The organism is Janthinobacterium aquaticum, assembly GCF_009208565.1.
Taxonomy (GTDB): domain Bacteria; phylum Pseudomonadota; class Gammaproteobacteria; order Burkholderiales; family Burkholderiaceae_D; genus Janthinobacterium.
This window is the reverse complement of record NZ_WFLK01000023.1, coordinates 1-22959: the sequence shown is the minus strand read 5'-3', so window position 1 is coordinate 22959 and position 22959 is coordinate 1. Positions and strand designations below refer to the sequence as shown.

Annotated in this window: 22 protein-coding genes; 21 read left to right on the top strand and 1 reads right to left on the bottom strand. The window is 61.3% G+C overall.

What is annotated here, in order from left to right; translation table 11 throughout:
- Positions 1-12: 12 nt before the first annotated feature.
- The 12 genes from GCM43_RS25070 to GCM43_RS25015 all read left to right on the top strand — a co-directional run bounded on the left by GCM43_RS25070 (position 13) and on the right by GCM43_RS25015 (position 13130).
- The gene (locus GCM43_RS25070; RefSeq protein WP_152248599.1) at positions 13-1488 is read left to right on the top strand and encodes a sensor histidine kinase; all 1476 of its coding nucleotides are present in this window, start codon (positions 13-15) and stop codon (positions 1486-1488) included.
- Positions 1489-1513: 25 nt separating this feature from the next.
- Positions 1514-2161: a response regulator gene (locus GCM43_RS25065; protein WP_152248598.1), complete on the top strand. Its 648-nt coding sequence runs from the start codon at positions 1514-1516 to the stop codon at positions 2159-2161.
- 129 nt (positions 2162-2290) lie between these two features.
- Positions 2291-3916 carry a GGDEF domain-containing protein gene (locus GCM43_RS25060; protein WP_152248597.1) on the top strand — a complete coding sequence of 542 codons (1626 nt, stop codon included), beginning with the start codon at positions 2291-2293 and terminating at the stop codon, positions 3914-3916.
- A gap of 306 nt (positions 3917-4222) precedes the next feature.
- Positions 4223-5677: a flagellin N-terminal helical domain-containing protein gene (locus tag GCM43_RS25055; protein ID WP_152248596.1), complete on the top strand. Its 1455-nt coding sequence runs from the start codon at positions 4223-4225 to the stop codon at positions 5675-5677.
- A gap of 337 nt (positions 5678-6014) precedes the next feature.
- Positions 6015-7469 carry a flagellin N-terminal helical domain-containing protein gene (locus GCM43_RS25050; protein ID WP_152248595.1) on the top strand — a complete coding sequence of 485 codons (1455 nt, stop codon included), beginning with the start codon at positions 6015-6017 and terminating at the stop codon, positions 7467-7469.
- An 83-nt stretch (positions 7470-7552) separates the two neighbouring features.
- Positions 7553-7924, top strand: a complete 372-nt coding sequence (locus tag GCM43_RS25045) for a flagellar protein FlaG (protein WP_152248594.1) — start codon at positions 7553-7555, stop codon at positions 7922-7924.
- Between the two features lie 120 nt (positions 7925-8044).
- Positions 8045-10051, top strand: coding sequence for a flagellar filament capping protein FliD (gene fliD / locus GCM43_RS25040; RefSeq protein WP_152248593.1), 2007 nt, complete (start codon positions 8045-8047; stop codon positions 10049-10051).
- Between the two features lie 27 nt (positions 10052-10078).
- Positions 10079-10528, top strand: coding sequence for a flagellar export chaperone FliS (fliS, locus tag GCM43_RS25035; RefSeq protein ID WP_152248592.1), 450 nt, complete (start codon positions 10079-10081; stop codon positions 10526-10528).
- A 3-nt stretch (positions 10529-10531) separates the two neighbouring features.
- A complete protein-coding gene (locus GCM43_RS25030; protein ID WP_152248591.1) occupies positions 10532-10858 on the top strand; it encodes a flagellar protein FliT in 327 nt (108 codons plus the stop codon).
- 17 nt (positions 10859-10875) lie between these two features.
- Complete coding sequence (gene fliK, locus GCM43_RS25025; protein WP_152248590.1) at positions 10876-12027, top strand: flagellar hook-length control protein FliK; 1152 nt, start codon at positions 10876-10878, stop codon at positions 12025-12027.
- Entirely contained in the window at positions 12020-12358 is a 339-nt protein-coding gene (locus GCM43_RS25020) for an EscU/YscU/HrcU family type III secretion system export apparatus switch protein (RefSeq protein WP_152248589.1), read from the top strand. Before fliK ends, GCM43_RS25020 begins: the two co-directional genes overlap by 8 nt.
- A gap of 25 nt (positions 12359-12383) precedes the next feature.
- Positions 12384-13130 (top strand): flagellar brake protein, encoded by a 747-nt coding sequence (locus GCM43_RS25015; RefSeq protein ID WP_226929659.1) that lies wholly within the window; start codon positions 12384-12386, stop codon positions 13128-13130.
- A gap of 281 nt (positions 13131-13411) precedes the next feature.
- Here the strand turns inward: GCM43_RS25015 and fliE are convergent, their stop codons facing one another.
- Entirely contained in the window at positions 13412-13753 is a 342-nt protein-coding gene (gene fliE, locus GCM43_RS25010) for a flagellar hook-basal body complex protein FliE (protein ID WP_152248587.1), read from the bottom strand.
- A gap of 265 nt (positions 13754-14018) precedes the next feature.
- Here fliE and fliF point away from each other — a divergent pair, with 265 nt between their 5' ends.
- From fliF to fliN, 9 genes are all read left to right on the top strand, one after another.
- Positions 14019-15743, top strand: a complete 1725-nt coding sequence (fliF, locus tag GCM43_RS25005) for a flagellar basal-body MS-ring/collar protein FliF (RefSeq protein ID WP_152248586.1) — start codon at positions 14019-14021, stop codon at positions 15741-15743.
- Positions 15736-16734 (top strand): flagellar motor switch protein FliG, encoded by a 999-nt coding sequence (gene fliG / locus GCM43_RS25000; protein WP_152248585.1) that lies wholly within the window; start codon positions 15736-15738, stop codon positions 16732-16734. Before fliF ends, fliG begins: the two co-directional genes overlap by 8 nt.
- A gap of 43 nt (positions 16735-16777) precedes the next feature.
- Entirely contained in the window at positions 16778-17494 is a 717-nt protein-coding gene (locus tag GCM43_RS24995; protein WP_152248613.1) for a flagellar assembly protein FliH, read from the top strand.
- Positions 17491-18903, top strand: a complete 1413-nt coding sequence (gene fliI, locus GCM43_RS24990; RefSeq protein ID WP_152248584.1) for a flagellar protein export ATPase FliI — start codon at positions 17491-17493, stop codon at positions 18901-18903. Before GCM43_RS24995 ends, fliI begins: the two co-directional genes overlap by 4 nt.
- 32 nt (positions 18904-18935) lie before the next feature.
- The gene (fliJ, locus tag GCM43_RS24985; protein WP_152248583.1) at positions 18936-19376 is read left to right on the top strand and encodes a flagellar export protein FliJ; all 441 of its coding nucleotides are present in this window, start codon (positions 18936-18938) and stop codon (positions 19374-19376) included.
- Between the two features lie 42 nt (positions 19377-19418).
- The gene (locus GCM43_RS24980; RefSeq protein ID WP_152248582.1) at positions 19419-20696 is read left to right on the top strand and encodes a flagellar hook-length control protein FliK; all 1278 of its coding nucleotides are present in this window, start codon (positions 19419-19421) and stop codon (positions 20694-20696) included.
- A 142-nt stretch (positions 20697-20838) separates the two neighbouring features.
- Positions 20839-21351, top strand: coding sequence for a flagellar basal body-associated protein FliL (gene fliL, locus GCM43_RS24975; protein ID WP_152248581.1), 513 nt, complete (start codon positions 20839-20841; stop codon positions 21349-21351).
- An 18-nt stretch (positions 21352-21369) separates the two neighbouring features.
- A complete protein-coding gene (fliM, locus tag GCM43_RS24970) occupies positions 21370-22350 on the top strand; it encodes a flagellar motor switch protein FliM (RefSeq protein ID WP_152248580.1) in 981 nt (326 codons plus the stop codon).
- Between the two features lie 44 nt (positions 22351-22394).
- Positions 22395-22829 carry a flagellar motor switch protein FliN gene (fliN, locus tag GCM43_RS24965; protein ID WP_152248579.1) on the top strand — a complete coding sequence of 145 codons (435 nt, stop codon included), beginning with the start codon at positions 22395-22397 and terminating at the stop codon, positions 22827-22829.
- Positions 22830-22959: the final 130 nt, after the last annotated feature.

The following is a 22959-nucleotide window of genomic DNA, read 5'->3' as shown; positions in this document are numbered from 1 at the left end:
AACGGGACCGCCATGCACCTGTCACCTGCCCTGCAGCACGCTGCCGCCGAAGTTTATCTGTTCGATCGCGCCAGCCTGCAGCTGCTCGACGCCAACGCGGCGGCGCGCGACAACCTCGGCTACAGCCTGGCCGAACTGCAGCAGTGGCGCCTGCCGGACCTGGCGCCGCAGCTGGCCACGGATCAGTTGCTGGCACAGCTGGCGGCGCTGGACGACGCGGCCGGCGCGCAGGCCAGCGTGCACCTGCTGCCGCGCCGCCGCGACGCCAGCCAGTATTCGCTGACGCTGTCCCTGTCGCACACCAGCTGCCGCGGCCGCACGCTACTGCTGGCCCAAGGGGAAGACTGGCGCACGCCGCAGGCCACGGCGGCCGCGCTGGAACAGGTACAGTCGCGCTTTAACGCGATCGTGTCGGCCACGCCGGGGCTGGTGTACCAGTTCTGCCTGCAGGCGGACGGGCGCACCGATTTTCCTTACCTGAGCGACGGCTGCCAGGCGCTGTTGGGCCTGAGCCCGGCGCAGCTGCGGGCCAACCCGGAACTGTTTCTTGAACTGATCTTGCCGGAAGACCGCGCCGCTTACCTGGCTTCGATGCAGGCCTCCAAAACCGCGCTGTGGAGCTGGAACTGGGAAGGCCGCATCTGGGTGGATGCCTGGAAAGATGTCAAATGGATCAATCTGCGCTCGACGCCGCGCATGCTGCCAGGCGGCGCGCTGCAGTGGGAAGGCATCATGACCAATATCACCGAAAGCCGGCTCGAACAAATCGAGGTGCGCCAGTCGCGCGCGCGGCTGGCCGAACTGACGGCGCATATCGACAAGGTCAAGGAGCAGGAACGCATGCGCCTGGCACGCGAACTGCACGACGACCTGGGTGGCAACCTGACCGCCATCAAGATGGCGCTGGCCATGCTGGGCAGCCGCCTGCCGCCGGAACTGCCGCAGTTGCAGGAAAAGGCCGCCTACGTCGATGCCCTGGTCGACCGCAGCATCGACGCCGTGCACCGCATCTCGCTCGACCTGCGTCCTTCCATGCTCGACTTGGGCATCGTGGCCGCGCTCGACTGGCAGGTGCGCGAATTTGCGCGACAGGCCGGTATCGACGGACACTTTCGCTGCAGCCACAAGGATATTGCGCTCGATCCCGACCAGGCCACCAGCGTGTTTCGCATAGCCCAGGAAGCGCTGACCAATATCGCCAAGCATGCGCGTGCCAGCCAGGTAACGGTCAGCCTGGCCCTGCAGCGCCAGCAGCTGCGTTTGTCGATCGAGGACAACGGCGTGGGCATACGGCAAAGCGACCGCGCCAAGCCGCAATCGTTTGGCATCCGTGGCATGATCGAACGCGCCAGCGCGCTCGGCGGCAGCCTCAGCCTGGCCGACGCACCGGGCGGCGGCACCAACCTGACCATAAAAATCCGACTGACAACGGCGCCAGCGGCGATAATAGCGCCTCAGACAGATCAGGACGGACCCGGCCTCGCGTAGGCCACAGATAAGAAATCATGCAGTCATGAAAGAAAAAGCCCCCATCCGCGTATTTATCGCCGACGACCATGCGATCGTGCGCGAAGGCTTGAAACAGATCCTGGCCGACACGCGCGACATCGTGGTGGCTGGCGAGGCGGAAAACGCGCACGATGCGATCAAGCTGTTCCGTGCTTCGAAATGCAAGGTCATGCTGCTCGATATCTCGCTGCCCGACCGCAGCGGCATCGACGTGCTCAAGCAGATCAAGAAGGAAAAGCCGGAACTGGCCGTGCTGATGCTGTCGATGCACCGCGAAGACGAATACGCGATCCGCTCGCTCAAGGCGGGCGCGGCCGGCTACCTGACCAAGCAGAGTGCACCGCACGAACTGGTCATCGCCATCCGCCAGGTGGCCGAGGGCCTCAAGTACATCAGTGCCTCGCTGGCGCAGGAACTTGCCAATACGGTGGGCGAAAGCCATGAGACGGCACTGCATGAAACATTGTCGGATCGCGAATACCAGACGCTGGTGATGATTGCTTCCGGAAAAACGGTGGGCGCGATTGCCGAGGAACTCAAGCTGTCCGTCAAGACCGTCAGCGAGTACCGCGCGCGGCTGCTGCTGAAAATGAAGTTAAAAAATAGTGCCGAGCTCACGCACTATGCAATCCGCAACCAGTTGGTGCAATAGCCGGCCCAGACCATGCCGCCGTATCCTGTGAAATAGGCGAGCTTATCCTTGCTTCTCGAAGTATAAGTGCTTTGCCAACTCGCATATCATGGGGATAATTAGCAAATATCTAAAAAAGGCCGTGCCTACATGTCCAGCAAACCGCCCTCACCGTCCGCCAGCAGCACCGGTACGCCGAACAATCCGGCCGATATCGCGCGCGAAGCGTTTCGCCGCCTGGCCGCGCGCCGCATTGCGCCCACGCCCAATGCCTATCGCGAAATCTATAATGAAATCGCCGGCATCAGCGAAGCGCCGGACGGCGCTGCCGACGCGCCGGCTGCGGTGCTGGCCGCCAGCGCACCGGTCGACCCGGGCGCAGAAAACGTCCTGAGCCAGTTTGCCGCCAAAATGAGCGAAGCCGGCGGCGAACTGGCTGACTTCGGACGCCGCTTCCAGCGTGCCGTCAAGGCGCGCGACTGGGACAGCTACGCGCGCACGCTGGCGCAACTGGCCGAGAAAAAACAGCTGAAGAAAGGCGGCGACATCGAATTGCCACCGCTGCCGGACGGCGAACAGACACGCACCCTGCGTGAATTGCTGAGCCGCACGCTGGGCTTTGCGGTGGCAACCTTGCTGACCGGCACGCCTGCCCTGGTGGAGGAAGCCGAATCGCTGGGTGCGGCCATCAAGCAGGCCCATACGGAAGAGGCGCTCAACGATGCGGCCGTGCGCCTGAAACAATTGTGTTACCAGATCGAACTGAAAAGCGGCGATACGGCCGAACAGCAGGAGTTGCTGCTGCGCCTGTTCAAGCTGCTGCTCGACAACGTCAGCCAGCTGCTCGACGACGACAGCTGGCTGCGCGGCCAGGTCGATGCGGTGCAGAACCTGATTGCCGGCCCGCTTGACCAGCGCGCGCTGGAAGACGCCACGCGCAGTCTGAAGGAAGTCATCTACAAGCAAAGCCAGCTCAAGCACAGCCTGACCGACGTCAAGGTGACCGTCAAGAACATGATGATGACCTTTATCGACCGCCTGGGCCAGGTGGCGGCCAGCACCGGCGACTTCCATGAAAAGATCGGCGGCTACTCCGACAAGATCAGCCAGGCAGAAAATATCAGCGAACTGAACGTGGTGCTCGACGAAGTGCTGCGCGAAACACGCATGGTGCAGACCGAGGCGCTGCGCGCGCGCGACAAGATGGTGCTGGCGCGCCAGGAAGTGCAGGACGCTGAACAGCGCATCCATACGCTGGAAGCGAAATTGCAGCATTTGAGCGAACTGGTGCGCGAAGACCAGCTGACCGGCAGCCTGAATCGCCGTGGCCTGGACGATGTGTTCGAACGCGAAACGGCGCGCTCGGACCGCCGCGGCACCCCGCTGTGCATCGCCATGCTCGACCTGGACGACTTCAAGCGCCTGAACGATACCTATGGCCACCAGGCTGGCGATGCCGCGCTGAAACACCTGGTCAAGATCGTCAAGGAAACGCTGCGCTCGATGGACGTGATTGCGCGTTTTGGCGGCGAGGAGTTCCTGATACTGCTGCCGGAAACCACGGTCGAGGCGGCGGCGGCCACCATGACGCGCCTGCAGCGCGAACTGACCCGCCATTTCTTCCTGCACGATAATGAAAAGGTACTGATCACCTTTTCTGCCGGTGTGGCCCTGCGCCTGCCCAACGAAGACCAGGGCGAACTGGTCAAGCGTGCCGACCGAGCCATGTACCAGGCCAAGCAGACGGGCAAGAATCGCGTGGTGATCGCCGATTGACCTGTGCCCCCGCCCTGTCACCTGCCCTGCCCGCCCTACGGCGGGCTTTTTTTTGCTTTTTCACAGCATGATTTAACCGTTATTTTTTTTATTTTTGCCATAAAGTATTAAAAAACGCTGCCGTATAGGCGCAGCGGCGAACAGCGCCCATAGGAGAAAAGTCGAAAAAAGTGCATTTCCACCCCTAAACTTTTTTGAGCAGGCACCGTTAATCTTTACAACTACGGTTTGTGTGCCCCAGAGCGAAGGGGCAGACCAAGGTAACTAGGCACAGAGCCAAAACCCAGATTATCCGGGAGCATTACCATGGCCGCAGTTATCAATACCAATATCGCTTCGCTCAATTCGCAACGCAATCTGAGCACTTCCCAATCCGCACTGTCCACCTCCCTGCAACGCCTGTCGTCCGGTCTGCGCATCAATAGCGCGAAAGACGACGCTGCAGGTCTGGCTATTTCCGAGCGCTTCACCTCGCAAATCCGCGGCCTCGACCAGGCTCGCCGCAATGCCAACGATGGTGTGTCACTGCTGCAAACGGCCGAAGGCTCGCTGCAATCGACGGGCGATATTTTGCAACGGATACGCGAGCTGTCTGTGCAGTCGGCCAACGCCACCAACTCGGCAGGCGACCGCAAGGCAATCCAGGCTGAGGTTGGCCAACTGCTGTCGGAAGCGGATCGCATTTCGCAAACGTCCGAATTTAACGGCTTGAAACTGCTCGATGGCACCTTTGGCACCGCCACTTTCCAAGTTGGCGCCAACGCCGGCCAGACCATCCAGGCTACTACCGCCAATTTCCGTACCAATAACTACGGCAACAACGAAGTGGCCACCACGGCGCCAACCACCACGACCGCAGGCACTGCTTACACCGGTGGCACCTTCGATATTCAGGGCCTGCAGACGTCCTCCATCACGGTCAATTCCACCGATACCGCACAGACGCTGGCGTCGACCATCAACGGTTCCTCCGAAAAAACCGGCGTCACGGCATCGGCAAAGACCGATCAGGCTGCTGCATTCGTTGCCAACGGCGTCTACTCGCTGGGTGTGAAGTCGGACAATGGCACTGCAGCCAACGTCACCTTCACGGTGGGCGCCTCCCTGAACGCCTCTGGCCTGGCGTCGGCTGTCAGCGCCTTTAACGACGTTTCCTCATCGACTGGCGTCACGGCCAAGCTGAACAGCACGAACGACGGCCTGATCCTGACCAATGCGGCGGGCAACAATATCACGCTGACCAATAACAGCACCGCTGTCGGCAGCACCATTACCACCGGCGCGATGAATAGCGCCGGCACCGTCGGCACAACCGTCTCGGTCGCCGCCAGTGGCGGCTCGGCCACCACAATGGGCTATATTTCGATGAATTCGGATAAAGGCTTTTCGATCGGCAACGTCGCCACCACCAACGCCGTTACGGCTGGCGGCGCCAAGCTCAGCTCGGTATCGACCATCGACGTCTCGACCGTCAAAGGTTCCAACGATGCGCTCAAGGTGATCGATTCGGCCCTGGCGGCTGTCAACGGACAGCGCGCGATCTTCGGTGCCTTGCAGTCGCGCTTTGAAACGGCTGTGTCGAGCCTGCAATCGACCTCGGAAAACCTGTCAGCTTCGCGCTCGCGCATCCAGGACACCGACTTTGCCGCGGAAACGGCCAAGCTGACACGCGGTCAGATCCTGCAACAGGCAGGCACGGCCATGCTGGCCCAGGCCAATACCTTGCCGAACGGCGTGCTGTCGCTGCTGCGCGGCAGCTAATACCAGCGGCACGATTCATCCAGTTCATCCCCGGCCGGTATCGATCCCTGATCGATGACCGCCGGGGATTTTTGCGCTTGAAAAATTACTTTACTACCATCTATGTTAAACGCAAGGAAATAAAAAAATGCTCTCAAGTTTTGCCGGAATCTGCCGACAGACGCCGCAAAAAGTCACAACTTGAGGGCCAAATTAAAAAATATAGACGGCGTGTTTTACTAAACTTTCCACGGGGCATTCCGTTAATTGAAATAACTGCGGTGTGAGCGTCCCGGAATGGAGGGGCGGACCAAGGTAACAGGCATATAGCCAAAACATATAGCAAGGAGCATCAAAAATGGCCTCAGTAATTAACACCAATACCGCGTCACTGAATGCGCAACGCAACCTGAGCACTTCGCAGTCGGCCCTGTCCACCTCATTGCAACGCCTGTCCTCGGGTTTGCGCATCAATAGCGCAAAAGACGATGCTGCAGGCCTGGCGATTTCCGAGCGCTTTACGTCGCAAATCCGCGGCCTCGACCAAGCCAAGCGCAATGCCAACGACGGCGTCTCGCTGCTGCAAACGGCCGAAGGCTCGCTGCAATCGACGGGCGACATTCTGCAACGTGTACGTGAATTGGCAGTACAGTCGTCGAACGCCACCAATTCGGCCGGCGACCGCAAGGCAATCCAGGCCGAGGTTGGTCAGCTGCTGTCGGAAGCCGACCGTATCTCGCAAACATCGGAGTTCAACGGCCTGAAGCTGCTTGACGGCACGTTCGGTACGGCTTCGTTCCAGGTGGGCGCCAATGCTGGCCAGACCATCCAGGCTACGACCGCAAACTTCCGTACCAGCAACTACGGCAACAACCAGGTATCAACCACGGCTCCAGCCACGGTAACAACTGGTACGGCGTACAGCGCAGGCACGTTCGACATTCAAGGCTTGCAGTCGAAAACCATCAACGTCAAAACAACGGACACGGCGCAATCGCTGGCCGCGACCATCAATGGTTCGACTGACTCGACCGGTGTAACGGCATCGGCCACCACCAACGAGTCGGCAGCGTTTGTTGCAGGCAAGGTCTACTCGCTGGCCGTCAAATCCGACAATGCCACCACGGCAGCCAACGTCACCTTCACCGTGGGCACTGCCTTGAACGCATCGGGCCTGGCTTCGGCTGTCAGCGCGTTCAATGATGTGTCGTCAACCACCGGCGTGACTGCCAAGCTGAACTCCAGCAACGATGGCCTGATTTTGACCAATGCTTCAGGTAACAACATTACGCTGACCAACAACAGCACCGATGCTACCTCGCTGGTAACGGCAGCATCGATCAACGAAGCTGGCACGGTTGGCGCGACCGCATCGATCGCTGCCAGCGGTGGTTCGGCAACCACGATGGGTTTCATTTCGATGAACTCCGACAAGGGCTTCTCGATCGGTGGCACGGTAACGGCCAACAACGGCATTACAGCAGGCGCTGCCAGCCTGAAAGCGGTAGCCGATATCGACGTATCGACCGTCAAGGGATCGACCGACGCCTTGAAGATTCTTGATGCAGCCCTGTCCAAGGTCAACAGCCAGCGCGCCTCCTTCGGTGCCTTGCAGTCGCGCTTTGAAACGGCCGTGAGCAATCTGGAATCGACTTCGGAAAACCTGTCAGCATCGCGTAGCCGCATCCAGGATACCGACTTCGCATCGGAAACGGCCAAGCTGACACGCGGCCAGATCCTGCAACAGGCTGGTACGGCAATGTTGGCACAAGCTAACTCGCTGCCTAACGGCGTGCTGTCGCTGCTGCGTTAATTCTCACAGCAGTCCTGCACCCTCCCCGGCCGGTACAGATATGATGTCTGTACCCGCCGGGGAATTTTCGTTAGAGGATCATCATGGACATACTTCCAAGCAATAATGTCGCTGCAACACCATTACGTGCGGTGACGCCTGCCCCAGGCAACGTCATCAGCAATGGCAAAACGTCGCCAGCGGCTGGCGTTGCGAGCACTGCAGAGACAAAAAAGCCTGCCGACGACGCTGAGCTGAAAGAAGTCAAGCAGGCCGTCAGTGATATCAACAAGGCCATGCAGTTCATGTCGCGCCAGCTGGAGTTTTCCGTCGACACCGACAGCGACCGCACTATCGTCAAGGTGATCGATCAGCAGACGCGCGAAGTGATACGCCAGATGCCGACCAAGGAAGCGCTTGAAATCGGTAAAGCATTAGAAAAAGCACAAGGCCTGCTGATCAAGCAAACGGCCTGAACGCCCCGATGCCACGCTATTGCGTGGCATCATTCAAACTGGCAGCCAAACACCCCTCTAAAGTCCGGATAGAATATGCCGTTAACTGGGTATATTCATGTTTTCCCATAGGAGGCGATTGTGGCTGTTTCATCCGTCAGTACCGGTGGCGTTCTCGACGTAAATGGCCTGGTCAGTCAACTGATGGCGGTGGAAAGCCGTCCCTTTGTTGCCATGCAGGACAAAGAGAAGGCTTTAACCACGCAAATTTCCGCCTATGGCACCCTGAGCGGCATGGTCGGTGCCTTCCAGACCACCGTCACGGCGCTGGCCGACTCGTCCAAATACAAAGTGGCCAATGCCACGACTTCGGATGACAAAGTGCTGACCGCCACGGCCGGCAAGGATACCGTCAAGGGCAACTACAGCGTCAATGTCACGCAACTGGCGCAGGCGCAAACGATTACCGCAGCCGGCCAGGAAACCACGACCTCACAGATCGGCGCTGGCACCAGCACCGTGCTGACCTTCAATTTCGGCACCGTGACGGGTGGCACGTTGACCGATGGCAAATATGCGGGCGCCACCTTCGATACAGATCCTGCCCGCGTGGCACGCACCGTGACCATCGACGGCAGCAACAACTCGCTGCAAGGCATCCGCGACGCCATTAACAAGGCAGGCATCGGCGTGACGGCCAGCATTATTTCCGACGGTAGCGACAAGCCCAACCGGCTAGTACTGACCTCCGACAAGAGCGGCGAATCGTCAAGCATGCAAATTTCCGTCGCAGGCGACCAGGAACTGAGCGATTTGCTGTCCTATTCGCCGGCCGGCACGCAGAACATGACTCAAAGCAATGCCGGCCAAAGCGCCAAGCTGACAGTCAACGGTGTGGCGGTGACCAGCCAGACCAACAACGTTGAAAACGCCGTACCGGGCGTCACCATGACGGTAGCCAAGATAGGCACCAGCAATGTCGGCGTTACCATGGATACGTCGGGCATCAAGACGGCCCTGAACAACTTCGTCAAGGCTTACAACGAACTGAACGCATCAATCAAGAGCCTGACTGCGGTAACGCCCGATCTCAAGCAAGGCGCTGCCCGCTCCGGTGGTCCGCTGGTAGGCGACTCGACCACCATCAGCTTGCAAACCAGTTTGCGCAAGATATTTGCCTCCAACGTTCCCGGCCTCGACAGCAGCCTGACCAGTCTGAGCCAATTAGGCGTGGCGTTTCAGAAAGACGGCACTCTGAAGCTCGACACCGGCAAGTTGCAAACAGCGATCGACAAAAATTCCGATGATGTCGTCAAGCTGCTGGCGACCTCCGGTTCGACTACCGACAGCCTGGTCAGCTTTGTCAGTTCGACCAGTAGTTCCACTGTGGGCACCAAGGGCATTTCGATTTCCAAGCTGGCCACACAAGGCACGCTGGTGTCCAGCGAAGCGGCCGACCTGACGATTACGGCCGGCGTCAACGACAGCCTGTCGCTGAGCATTAATGGCGTGAGCACCAAGGCCACCCTGGTGCCTGGTGCCTACACGGCAGATAGCCTGGTCAGCCATTTGCAGGCGCTGATCAATGGTGCCTCCGGCATCGCCGAAGCAGGCGCTGGCGCCGGTGTCAAGGTCACGCAGGAAAATGGCATAATCAGTATCACCTCGAACAAATACGGTTCGGCATCGAAACTGGAAATTACCGGCAATGGCGCCAACGGACTGTTCGGTACGCCAACCATGACCACTGGCGTGGATGTGGCTGGCACCATTGGCGGCGCCGTTGCCGTGGGTAGCGGCCAGACGCTGACTGGCTCGGCCGGTTCCGGCAGTGCAGGGATCGCGGTGACCATCAATGGTGGCGCCCTTGGTGACCGTGGCTCGGTCAATATTTCCAAAGGTATCAGCGCCCTGTTTGCCAGCATTACCGACAGCTACATGGGTACTTCTGGACTGATCCAGAACAAGAACGATGGCCTTAACAAAAGTATTGCCGATATTACCAAGCAGCGCGACGCGCTGAACACGCGTTTGACACTGACCGAAGCGCGCTTGCGCAAGCAGTACAGCTCGCTCGACGTCACGCTCAGTTCGATGAACAGCACCAGCAACTACCTGACGCAGCAGCTTGCCGCGCTGTCCAAGTAAAGCTAACGAATTTATCAGAGGAATACTATGTTTGGATCTTCAAGTCGCGGCGCACAGTCTTATGCCAAGGTAGGCCTGGAAACGGGCGTGGTGGCGGCGTCGCCGCACAAGCTGATCTCCATGTTGTACGACGGCGCGCTGGTGGCCGTCCTGAGCGCTCAGATGCACATGAAGGCCGGCAATGTACCGGAAAAAGGCAAGGCCATTTCGCGCGCCATGCAGCTGATCGACAGCGGTCTGCGCGCCAGCCTGGACAAGAATGCCGGCGGCGAAATCGCCGAGAACCTCGACGCCCTGTACGAATACATGGGCGCGCGCCTGTGGACGGCCAACCTGAAAAACGACCTGGCCCTGCTGGAAGAAGTGCAAGGCCTGCTGACCGACCTGCGCGACACCTGGAACGCCATCGGAACACCCGGTGCCGCGATCGCCACGGAAGCCCCTGCTCCCCGCCTGAACAACTATGCGAGCGCCTGATCCATGATGACCAATCAACAAGTTTTATCGACCTATGAAGCCATGCAGGCATTAACCGCCAGCATGGTGGTCGCTGCCAGCAATGAAGAGTGGGACCAGCTCGATAGCCTGGAGCAACAGATCAGCGCGCATGTACAGCGTCTGCAGGCCAATGAAGAAAAAGTCGTGCTGGAAAAAGAAGGCCGTTTGCGCAAGGTGGCGTTGATCCGGCAGATGCTGGAAGACGACCGCAAGATCCGCGACCTGACCATGCCGTGGATGGCGCAGTTGTCCAAACTGATCAGCAGTACCGGCACCGAACGACGCCTGGCCAACGCCTATAGCGTTTAATAACAGGAGCACGGGCCATGCTGCCCAGTACCGTAGGCATGCAGCCGGTCAGTCCCACCAAGGGTGCGCGACCGGCTGACAGCGTTGCCGACCCGCGTCAGGCCGATTTCCAGCGCTCCCTGCAAGGGCAGGTCGGCAAGACCATGCCCGGCCAGGTAATGGGCCGCATGAGCGACGGCAGCTACCTGGTGCGCGTAGCCGGCACGCCGGCGCGCATGCAGTTGCCGGCTGGCGCGCAGCTGGGCGCCGAGATCCCGCTGACCTTGCTGGGCATTAATCCGCGCCCCTCGTTCCAGGTCGGCGCCGGACGCGACGGCGCCGCCAATCTCACCTACGCCGACGCCCAGGCCGAGCCCGATGCCGCTGCCACGCTGGGCGCCCAGGCAGGCTCGCGCGCCGGCGGCGCCGCCGCCACGCTGCTGGGTAAAGCGCCTTTGACGCCGTCCGCGCTGCTGCCCACACTCAATGCCGACACCCCTGCCCCCGAGTTGAGTTCGGCTGCGCGCGCCATCAACAGCGTGCTGGTGCAGGCGGAAAGTGCGCCGGGCGCACCGCAATCGCTGATCGGCAAGGGCCCGTTGATGGCCGCCCCACCGGTCAATCCGGCGCAGTTGGCGCAAAACCTGCGCAATGCGGTCGACAGCAGCGGCCTGTTCTATGAGTCGCATGTGGCCGAGTGGGCCGAAGGCAAGCGGCCGCTGGCGTCGCTGATGCAGGAGCCGCAAATGCAGAAGGCCATGCAGGGCGAGATGCCGAAAACCGGCACCGACCTGGCGTCGGCCCAGCTGATCAACCTGCAATTGCACACCCATGAGCAGTCGCGCGTGCAATGGCAGGGCGAAGCCTGGCCGGGCCAGAAAATGCAGTGGGACGTCACGCGCGATGCGCCCGAAGGCGGCCAGCATGGCGCACAGAAGGACGGCGAGGAGGAGCAGGCAGCCTGGCGCAGCGGCGTGCGCTTCCAGTTCCCCTTGCTTGGTGATATAGCCGCGCAGGTGGTGGTGCAAGGCGGCAAGGTGCATATCCAGATGCAGGCCGGCAGCGAAGACAGCGCCGCCACCTTGCGCCAGCATGCGGCCACGCTGGAAAACGCCATGGCCGCCTCGGGCTGGCCACTGGCCTCGCTGGCGATTGCCGGCAAGCAGGCAGAAGGCGACGGCAATGGCTGAGGACGGCAAGCGCAAGGTGCCGCAAACGGCGGTGGCGCTGGCTTACCTGGCCGGCACGCCGGCGCCCAAGGTGGTGGCCAAGGGCAATGGCCTGATTGCCGACCAGATTATCAATACGGCGCGCGAGCACGGCGTATTCGTGCATGAATCGAAGGAACTGGTGGCGCTGTTGATGGATGTGGATCTGGACAGCCAGATTCCGCCGGCGCTGTACCGGGCGATTGCGGAACTGCTGGCCTGGTTATATCATATTGAATCGGCCAAAGGCGGCCCGGTTCCGCCAGCGCCCGATACCAGCGCACTGCTCCCCGAAACACCTACAGATACATAGACAGGCATCAATGCAAGCACATTTTATGGATTCCGGCCTTGAAAATTGGCATGATTTTGAAGTGGAATCGCGGCGCGAAATCATTGCCTTGTTACGCAGCATCGGCGAAAAAAAGCAATTGATCCGCATGCTGGTTCAAGGCCAGTCCGATGTGTGCGTCACCACCATCCTGGCCGTCGATGGCGAACGCGACATGGTGATACTCGACCGCTCGATCAATAACGAGCAGAACCGCCGTCTGGTGGCAGCTGAGCATATTGCCTTTGAAACATCGCTCGACAAGATCCGCATCCTGTTTTCCAGCGAATCGATCTCGGAATGCACGTACGAAGGCATGCCGGCGCTGCGCATGGCCGTGCCCGAAACGCTGATCCGCTTGCAGCGGCGCGAGTATTACCGCATGAATACGCCGGTAGGCAACCCGGTGCGCGTGAGCATTCCCCTGCAAGGCGACAACGGCATCATCAATGCGCCGTTCCCGCTGTCCGATATCAGCTGCGGCGGGATTGCCATCATGGATAACAAATTGATGCTGGGCGAGAGTATCGGCCGCGAATACCGCGATTGCCGCATCGACCTGCCCGATATCGGCATCATTACCACCACGCTGCAGATTCGCAATTCGCTCGACATGACGCTGCTCAACAACAAACTGAACCGCCGCCTGGGCTGCCAGTTCATCGACCTGTCGCGCGGCACGCTGGCGCAGGTGCAGCGCTATATCACGCGCCTGGAGCGCGAGCGCAATGCGCGTATTGCAGGATTGGGTTAAACGGTCATCAGCCCTGGTTAAAACCATCATCCCCGCACGGGGGTGATCCCGTTCAGTTAGCATCCCTACTCAACCAGCCAACCTGAAAAACGGATTAAAGCCCAGGTTGCCAGCACAGGCGCTCCGGGCCAAGCAGGGCTGAAAAATGTCGAGGGCAAGGCGCAGCAACGAAGACAGTACGCAAGTACGGCGAGGAGCTGCAACGCCGCCATCGGCATTTTCTCAGCCCTGCGTCTCCGGCCCGCCATTCTTATACCTCGGGCCAAGCGGGCCCGCGGTTTTTAAACCTGCATATTCATCACTTCGTGATACGCCGCCACCAGCTTGTTACGCACCTGAATAGTCGCCTGAAACTCAATACTGGACTTCTGCGAAGCCACCATCACGTCCGACAGGCTGACCTTGTCGTCGCCCAGCGTAAAGCGCCGGCCCAGGTCGGCCGAGGTTTTCTGTGCCGTGTTGACCGAGTCCAGCGCGCCTTTCAGGGCGTCGGCGAAGTTGACCTTGGCCGCTGCGGGCTCGGTCTGGATCGCCGGAATTTTTGCGTCAGGGCGCGTCGCTGCCGCCTTGAGCTGCGCAATCATCGCCTCGATCCTGCTGCTGTCGATACCGCCTGTTCTCACCTTGCCTCCCGATTCGGTCTGTTGCGTGCAGAGTACAAAATACCGGTCTGCACGGTGGCGGCAGGTACAATACCGATGCCGCATGTTGCCAGGGTTCCACAATACCAGCCTGAAAGCCAGTTGCTGCGCCGAGCAGGCGGTAAAACCACCCTCTATTTGAACCTTTGAAGCGCGTGACTTTGTCGCATAATTGTGCCTATCGCCCCTCCTGTTCCTGGACGCGGCGCCCACCTACCACACCAACCCAGCGCCACGGAAGGCAATCATGGCTGTAGCGGAAGAAATCGATCTGAACCAACCCCCGCCGGGCTCGCCGCCGGTGCCGGCGCGCACGCCGATCGAGTCGGCGCAGGAGTTTGCCAGGACACCGATGGGCAAGAATTTCCTGCGCGGCCTGGGCGTGGCGGCGCTGATCGGCATCGGCGTGGCGCTGTATATGTGGAACCAGCCGCCTGAATACAAAGTACTGTTCTCCAACTTTACCGACCGCGACGGCGGCGCCATTACGGCCTCGCTCGACCAGCTCGGCATCAAGCACAAGTTTTCCGAAGGCGGCGGCGCCATTATGGTGCCAACCGAGCAAGTCCACGATGCGCGCCTGAAACTGGCGGCGCAAGGCCTGCCCAAGGGCGGCAATGTCGGCTTCGAGCTGATGGAAAACCAGAAGCTGGGCGTGTCGCAGTTCCTCGAACAGGTCAATTTCCAGCGCGCCCTCGAAGGCGAGCTGGCCAAGTCGATCGAATCGGTCTCGGCCGTCGATACGGCGCGCGTGCATCTGGCGCTGCCCAAGCCATCCGTATTCGTGCGCGATCAGCAAAAGCCGACCGCCTCGGTGCTGCTCAACCTGCATCCGGGCCGCGGCCTGGACCAGTTGCAGGTCAGCGCCATCGTGCATCTGGTGGCGTCTTCGGTGCCCGAATTGCTGCCGATTAATGTCACCGTGGTCGACCAGGCCGGCAGTCTGCTGTCGAACCAGGAGCGCGACAAGGATCGCGCCAACGGCATCAAGAGCCTGGATCCGAACCAGTTGAAATACGTGCAGCAGTTGCAGCAAAGCGTCAACAAGCAGGTTGAATCGATCCTGCTGCCTATCGTCGGCGAAGGCAATGTACGCGCTGAAGCGACGGCCGACGTGGATTTTTCGCAAAGCGAACAGGCCGCGGAAACCTACAAGCCCAATTCGCCGCCGGAAGCGTCGACCATCCGCAGCCAGCAGACAAGCGAGTCGACCGGCGCCGGCAACGCCAATCCGTCGGGCGTGCCGGGCGCGCTGTCGAACCAGCCGCCGGGCGTGGCCACCGCGCCGCTGACCGCCGAGGCACCGGGCGCGCCAGGCGCTGGCGGCCCGACGGCACCGACGCAAAAAGAGTCGACCACCAATTATGAAGTCGACAAGACCGTGCGCTACGAGCAGAAATCGATGGGCGGCCTGCGCCGGCTGTCGGTGGCGGTGGTGGTCAATTACCGACGCAATATCGCCCCTGACGGCAAGATTACCGTCACCCCGCTGACGCCGGGCGAAATGGTGCAGATCAACAATCTGGTCAAGGAGGCGATGGGCTACAACAAGGATCGCGGCGACAGCTTCAGCGTGGCCAACTCCCCGTTCGACGGCATCGACCGCGCGCCCGAAGGCAAGCTTGAATGGTGGCGCGACCCGGCCAACCTGCCGCTGGCCAAGGAACTGGCCAAGTTCCTGATCACCGCCCTGATCCTGCTGTATCTGTTTATCAAGATCGTGCGGCCGATGATGCGCCCGGTAATGCGCAAGATCGACGACTTTGGCGCACCGCCGCCGGTGATCGAGCCGGAACTGGCAAAAACCGACGAAGAAAACGAGGTTCTGCTCAGCGAAGAAGAGCTGGGCGAACTGGAAGAAGACACGGCGCGCACCTACCGCGAAAACCTGGCGATGGCCAAGAAACTGGCCCAGGAAGATCCGCGCGTAGTTGCCAACGTCATCAAGGCATGGGTGGGCAATAATGACTGAATCGACGGGACTGCAAAAAGCAGCCATCCTGATGCTCGCGCTGGGCGAGAGCGAAGCGGCCGAAGTAATGAAGTTTCTCGGTCCGCGCGAAGTGCTCAAACTGGGCGCCGCGATGGCCACCATGAAAGGCATCGCGCACGAACAGGTGGTCGAGGTGCTCGACGACTTCCGCTCGCAGACCGAGCTCAACTCCACCGTGGGGCTCGACTCGGACGAATATATCCGCCAGGTGCTGACCAAGGCGCTCGGCGACGACAAGGCGTCGGTGCTGCTGTCGCGCATTCTGGGCGGCAAGGATGCGTCCGGCATCGAATCGCTGAAATGGATGGATTCGCAATCGGTAGCCGAGCTGATCCGCAACGAGCATCCGCAGATTATCGCCACCATCCTGGTCCATCTCGAGCGCGACCAGGCTTGCGAGATTCTCGGCCACTTTACCGACCGCCTGCGCAACGACGTGGTGCTGCGTATCGCCACGCTCGACGGCGTGCAGCCGGCGGCGCTGCGCGAACTGAACGACGTGCTGACCAAGCTGCTGTCGGGCAATGAAAACATCAAGAAGTCGACCCTGGGCGGCGTGCGCGCGGCCGCCGAGATTCTCAACTTCATGAGCGGCGAGCAGGAAGGCTCGGTGATGGACAATATCAAGAACTACGACAACGACATGGCGCAGAAGATCATGGACGAGATGTTCGTGTTCGACAACCTGATCGATATCGAAGACCGCGGCATCCAGCTGCTGCTGCGCGAAGTGCAGTCGGAAATGCTGATTATCGCCCTGAAGGGCGCCTCGCAGGAGCTGCGCGACAAGATCTTCAGGAATATGTCGCAGCGCGCCGCCGAGATGATGCGCGAAGATCTCGATTCGAAAGGTCCGGTGCGGCTATCGGAAGTGGAGTCGCAGCAGAAGCAGATACTGCAAATCGTGCGCCGCCTGGCCGACGAAGGGCAGATAGTATTGGGTGGAAAAGGCGAGGATTCGTTTGTCTAATTTTATTCCCAAAGAGCAACAAACAGCGTACCAGCGCTGGGAGATGACCTCGTTCGGCGATGACCGCCCGAGCGTGGTGGCGGCGCGCAAGCTGCTCGAAGCGGAACTGGTGCAGGAGTTGGAAACGGCGTCCGAAACGGCGCCCGAAGCGCTGGAAGACCTGCCGGAAGCGCCGCTGCTGCACTACCCGACCCAGGAAGAAATCGACGCCATCCGCGAGGCCGCCCATGCAGTGGCATTCGATGAGGGCCGCACCGCCGGCTACGCCGAAGGCCATGCGGCCGGTCACGCCGACGGCCATGCGCAAGCCTATGCCGAGGGCCAGCAGGCCAACAGTGTGGCGCTGGCGCACCTGGAAACCATTGCCGTGGAGTTCGGCAGCGCCGTGCAGCACGCCGATGAGCTGATTGCCAACGATGTAATGGAGCTGGCCTTGCAACTGGCCAAGGGCATGCTCAAAGCCGCCTTGCCGGTGCGCCCCGAACTGATGCTGCCGATGGTGCGCGAAGCCATCGAATACCTGCCGGTACTGCAACAGCCGGCGCTGCTGATGCTCAATCCCGACGACGCGCAAATCGTGCGCGACGGCATCGGCGAAGAACTCGACAAGGGCGGCTGGCGCGTGATCGACGACCCGGCCATCGAACGCGGCGGCTGCAAGATCGACACCGCCAGCAACCAGATCGACGCCCAGACGTCGACCCGCTGGCAGCGTCTCACGCATGCGCTGGGCAAGGACCTGGACTGGCTGGCGCCATGAGCGAACATGCGGCCACGCCGGCCCCACCGCATGCGGCGCGCTGGCGCGCCTACCTGAACGACTGTTCGGCAGTGGTCGGCTTTGTCGAGCCGATGCAAATTTCTGGCCGCGTCACGCGCGTGGCCGGGCTGGTGATGGAAGCGGTCGGCCTGCGCCTGGCCGTGGGCGCGGCCTGTACCGTACCGTTGCCCAATGGCGGCCGGGTCGAAGCCGAGGTGGTTGGTTTTGAAGGCGACCGATTGTTTTTGATGCCGCAAAGCGATGTTGAAGGCATCGTGCCGGGCACGCGCGTGTTTTCGGTCGAGCCGGCCATTCCACGTCCGGGCAGCGTAGCCCACCCGCGCCGCCGCCCCAGCGACCGCGCGCGCCACCTGCCGGTCGGCTGGCAATTGCTGGGCCGCGTGCTCGATGGCGCCGGCCGCCCGCTCGACCAGCTCGGGCCGCTGCACACCACCGACAGCGCACCGATCAACGTGCGCCCGGCCAATCCGCTGGGCCGCGCGCCAATTGTCGATACGCTCGACGTCGGCGTGCGCTCGATTAACGCCATGCTGACGGTCGGCCGTGGCCAGCGCATGGGCCTGTTTGCAGGCTCGGGCGTGGGCAAGAGCGTGCTGCTGGGCATGATGGCGCGCTATACCGAGGCCGATGTGATCGTGGTGGGCCTGATCGGCGAACGCGGCCGCGAGGTCAAGGAGTTCATCGAACAGATCCTGGGCGCCGACGGTCTGGCGCGCTCGGTGGTGGTGGCCGCGCCAGCCGATACGCCGCCGCTGATGCGCCTGCAGGGCGCCGCCTACACCACCGCGATTGCCGAGTATTTCCGCGACCAAGGCAAGAACGTGCTGCTGATTATGGATTCGCTGACGCGCTATGCGATGGCGCAGCGTGAAATTGCACTGGCCATCGGCGAGCCGCCTGCCACCAAGGGCTATCCGCCATCGGTGTTTGCCAAGCTGCCGGTGCTGGTCGAGCGCGCCGGCAACGGCGAAGAAGGCGGCGGCTCGATTACCGCGTTCTATACCGTGCTGACCGAGGGCGACGACCAGCAGGACCCGATTGCCGACTCGGCGCGCGCCATTCTGGACGGCCATATCGTGCTCAACCGCCGCCTGGCCGAAGCCGGCCATTATCCGGCGATCGATATCGAACAGTCGATCTCGCGCGCGGCGCACTCGATTACCAGCCATGAACACCAGCAAAAGGCGCGCAAGCTCAAGCAATTGTATTCGCGTTATGAGCGCAGCCGCGACCTGATCAGCGTGGGCGCCTACAGCGCCGGCACCGACCCGGTGCTGGACCAGGCGATTGCGCTGCATGAACAGATTGAAGCGTTTTTGCAACAGCAAATCACCGAACGGGTCAGCATGGACCAGAGCTTGGGGCAACTTGCCGCTCTGTTCGACTGATTGCCTTGTTTCAGCCAGGAATATAATGTGCCATGGCCTCCCCTTCCCAACTTGCTACCCTGATCGACCTGGCGCAGCGCGAAACCGATGATTGCGCCAAGCGCCTCGGTGCGGCACTGAAAGCGGTCGAGGATTGCCAGCAGAAGCTGCAGATGCTGGCCGGCTACCGCGACGATTATGCGCAGCGCTTTGAAGCGAGCATGGCCAATGGCATTACACCCATGGCCTACCGCAACTTCCAGGCCTTCATGGTCAAGCTCGACAGCGCCATTACCGGCCAGCAGCAGGTCGTCAACCATGCTCAGGCGCGCAGCGAGCAGGAAAAGGCGCGCTGGCAGGAGGCCGAACGCAAGCGCATGTCGTATACCACGCTGGAAAAGCGCGCGCAGGAAATGGCGCTGAAGGTGGAAAACAAGCGCGACCAGAAAGCCATGGATGAACATGCCGCCCGCCAGGCGTATTACCGGCGCTAAATGCGTCATTGACCAGCAACCATTCGTGCAAGCGAGCCTTTCATGCAAACCCCACTGACCCAGATTTCCACGCCCAATGCCGCGCCGGCGCAAAGTAGCCAGAACAACCGCGCCCAGCCGTCGGCCAGTGCGCCGGAAGGCGATTTCCAGCGCACGCTGAACCGCCAGCTTGAGCAGCGCCAGGTCGATGATCGGCGCGCCGCACAAGGCCAGGCCCAGGCACAGCAGGCCGCGCGCCAGGCGACGCCAGCCCAGCCGGCTGCGCCTGCCCCGAACCGCGCGGCCGAACAGGCCGCAGCAAGCCAGGCCCAGTCAGCGGACAAGACAGACAAGTCCGACAAGACCGACGCTGCACCGGAAAGCGAGGCCAGCGAGGAAGGCAGCGATAACGAAGCGAAAACCAGTACCGACCACGCCAGCGACATGCTGGCCCTGGTCGGCAGCATCCAGCTGGCCATGCAGCAGCCGGCCGCCGGCAGCGCCGCCGCGCTCGAAGCGGGCAGCCGCATCGGCGTCAAAGCCGATGGCAAGGGCTTGACGGCCGCCCAACTGCTGGCCGCCGGCAAAGCCGGCGCCGACAGCAAGGCGCAGGGCGCCGAGGCCGGTGTGGCGTCGGCCGACGACTTTGCCGCCAGCCTGGGGCAGGCACAGGGCAAGGCGAATGGCAAGACGACGCTGGCCGCCGGCCAGCAAGGCGGCAAGGAACTGCGGCTCGATGCCGGCAAGCTGTCACTCGATGCGCAACTGGCCGCCACGGCCAAAACGGCAATTGGCCCGGGCGAAGCGCTGCCCAGAGAAACCCCGGCCGAACTGAGCCGCCTGGCCGCGCAGCTGCAGCCTGGCGCCTTGCAGCAGGCGGCGGCCGCAGCCGCTGTGCCGGGCGACAAATTGATGGGCCGCGTCGGCACGCCGGCCTGGGATCAGCAACTGGGCCAGAAAGTGGTGTGGATGGCCGCCGGCGGCGACCAGAGCGCCACCCTGACCTTGAATCCACCCGATTTGGGGCCATTGCAGGTAGTGCTGACGGTCACCAACGACCAGGCCGACGCCGCCTTCATGTCGGCCCAGCCGGAAGTACGCCAGGCGCTCGAAGCGGCGCTGCCGCGCCTGCGCGAAATGATGAGTGAGGCGGGGATTGCCTTTGGCAACGCGACCGTCTCGGCCGGCTCACCCGAGCAGCAGGGCAGCGGCGAGCGCCAGGCAAGCGGGCGCGGCGGCAATGGCGGCGGCCAGCTGGCAGGCGCCAGTGGCGAAATGACCATCACGCAAAGCGGCTCGCGCGCCCGTCCGACTTTGGGCGAAGTCGATACCTTTGCCTGACGTTCAGGGCGGCATCGATCAAGCTGAATGCACTTCGCCTTTCTTTTCCGCACTTGGCCCTGCGCAGAATTTGCCGATAATGACATAATGGCGTCGTGATCCACTTCCATGCACCCGAGTACCATTGAAAGCAAATCCTAAAATGAAAGCAGATCCCAAAGGCGATGCCGCCCTGGCACCTGCAGGCGCATCGAAAAAGAAACTGATCATGATCGTGGCCGCTGCCGTGCTGGTAGCCGGCGGTGGTGGTGGCGGTGCGGCCTGGTTTTTCCTGCACGACAAGGGCGGCCACGAAGAAGCGGCGCCCACCAAGAAAAAGGGCAAGGCCGCCAAATCGGGCCCGCCGGTGTTCGTGCCGATCGACTCGTTTACCGTCAACCTGCAGCCGGAAAACGGCGAGCAATACCTGCAGATCGCCTTTACGCTGCAAGTGCCGAACGCCGAGGAAGCGGACAACATCAAGCTCAATATGCCGAAAGTGCGCAGCCGCCTGTTGCTGCTGCTGTCGGGCAAGAAAGCCTCGGAGCTCAATACGGTGGAAGGCAAGCAGCAGCTGGCTGCTGAAATCGTCGGCCAGATCAACCAGCCGTTCGAAGAAAAAGGCTCGGAACAGGACGTGTCGGATGTATTATTTACCGCCTTTATTATTCAATAACATTATTTAGAAGCAATCATGGCCGATAATTTCCTCTCCCAGGAAGAAGTCGATGCCCTTCTGAAGGGCGTCAATGGTGACCAGGACGACGCGCAGGCGCCGGAAGATGTCACGGGAGTACGTACTTACAACTTGGCAACCCAGGAGCGCATCGTGCGCGGCCGGATGCCAACGCTGGAGATTATCAACGAGCGCTTTGCGCGCCTGTTGCGGGTCGGCCTGTTCAACTTTTTGCGCCGCAGCGCCGAAGTGTCGGTCGGCTCGGTGCGCGTATCGAAATACAGTGAATTCATCCGTAACCTGGTGGTGCCGACCAATCTGAACCTGGTGCACATGAAGCCGCTGCGCGGCACCGCGCTGATGGTGTTCGATCCGGGCCTGGTGTTTTTGCTGGTCGACAATCTGTTTGGCGGCGATGGGCGCTTCCATACGCGTGTCGAAGGACGCGACTTTACCCAGACCGAGCAGCGCATTATCCTGCGCATTCTCGATATCGTGTTCGAGGCCTATACCAAGTCATGGGAACCGGTGTTTCCGGTCGAGTTTGAATATATTCGCTCGGAAATGAACACCCAGTTTGCCAATATCGCCACGCCCAACGAGGTGGTGGTGGCCTCGACCTTTACCGTCGAGCTCGGTTCGGTATCGGGCCAGATCCACTTCTGCATGCCCTACTCGATGATCGAGCCGATCCGCGATTCGCTGACCTCGAGCCTGCAGGGCGAGGCGCTGGAAGTGGACAAGCGCTGGATTCGCCTGATGACGCAGCAGATCCAGATCGCCGAAGTCGAGCTGGTGGCGTCGCTGGGCACGGCGCGCGTCTCGTTTGACGAGATTCTCAACATGAAAGTGGGCGACATCATTCCGCTCAATATCCCCGAACTGATCGCCGCCACCGTCGACGGCGTGCCCGTGATGGATTGCACTTACGGCGTATTGAACGGACAATATGCATTGAAGGTCGAGAAACTGCTCGCCAATGCCGATAACATCAAATAAGGCTGGCCGCGCAGCGGCCCGCATCTGTACAACAGGAGAGTGACATGTCCGATAACCAAGACGACACCAGCATGGACGACGACTGGGGCGCGGCCATTGCCGAGCAGGCCAAGGCGGAAGCCGAAGCGCTGCAGAACCAGGCCGCCAATACCGCCAGTGCGGCCAGCGCGGCCGTCTTCAAGGATTTTTCCAAGCAGGCGTCAAAAACTGAAACGCACAACGATATCGACTTCATTCTCGATATCCCGGTACAGCTGACGGTCGAACTGGGCCGCACCAAGATCGCCATCAAGAACCTGCTGCAACTGGCGCAGGGTTCGGTGGTGGAACTCGACGGCCTGGCCGGCGAGCCGATGGACGTGCTGGTTAACGGCTGCCTGATCGCCCAGGGCGAGGTGGTGGTCGTTAACGACAAGTTCGGCATCCGCCTGACCGATATCATCACGCCATCCGAACGCATTCGAAAACTCAATAAATGAAGCCAGGCCTGTTGATTTCCCTGCTGCTGCCGCTGGCGGCGGCCTGCGCCATCGCGCAGGCGGCGCCGGCAGCCGATCCGGCAACGGCTGCCTCGACCCCGGCCGCCTCGGTCGCTGCGGCCGAAGCGCC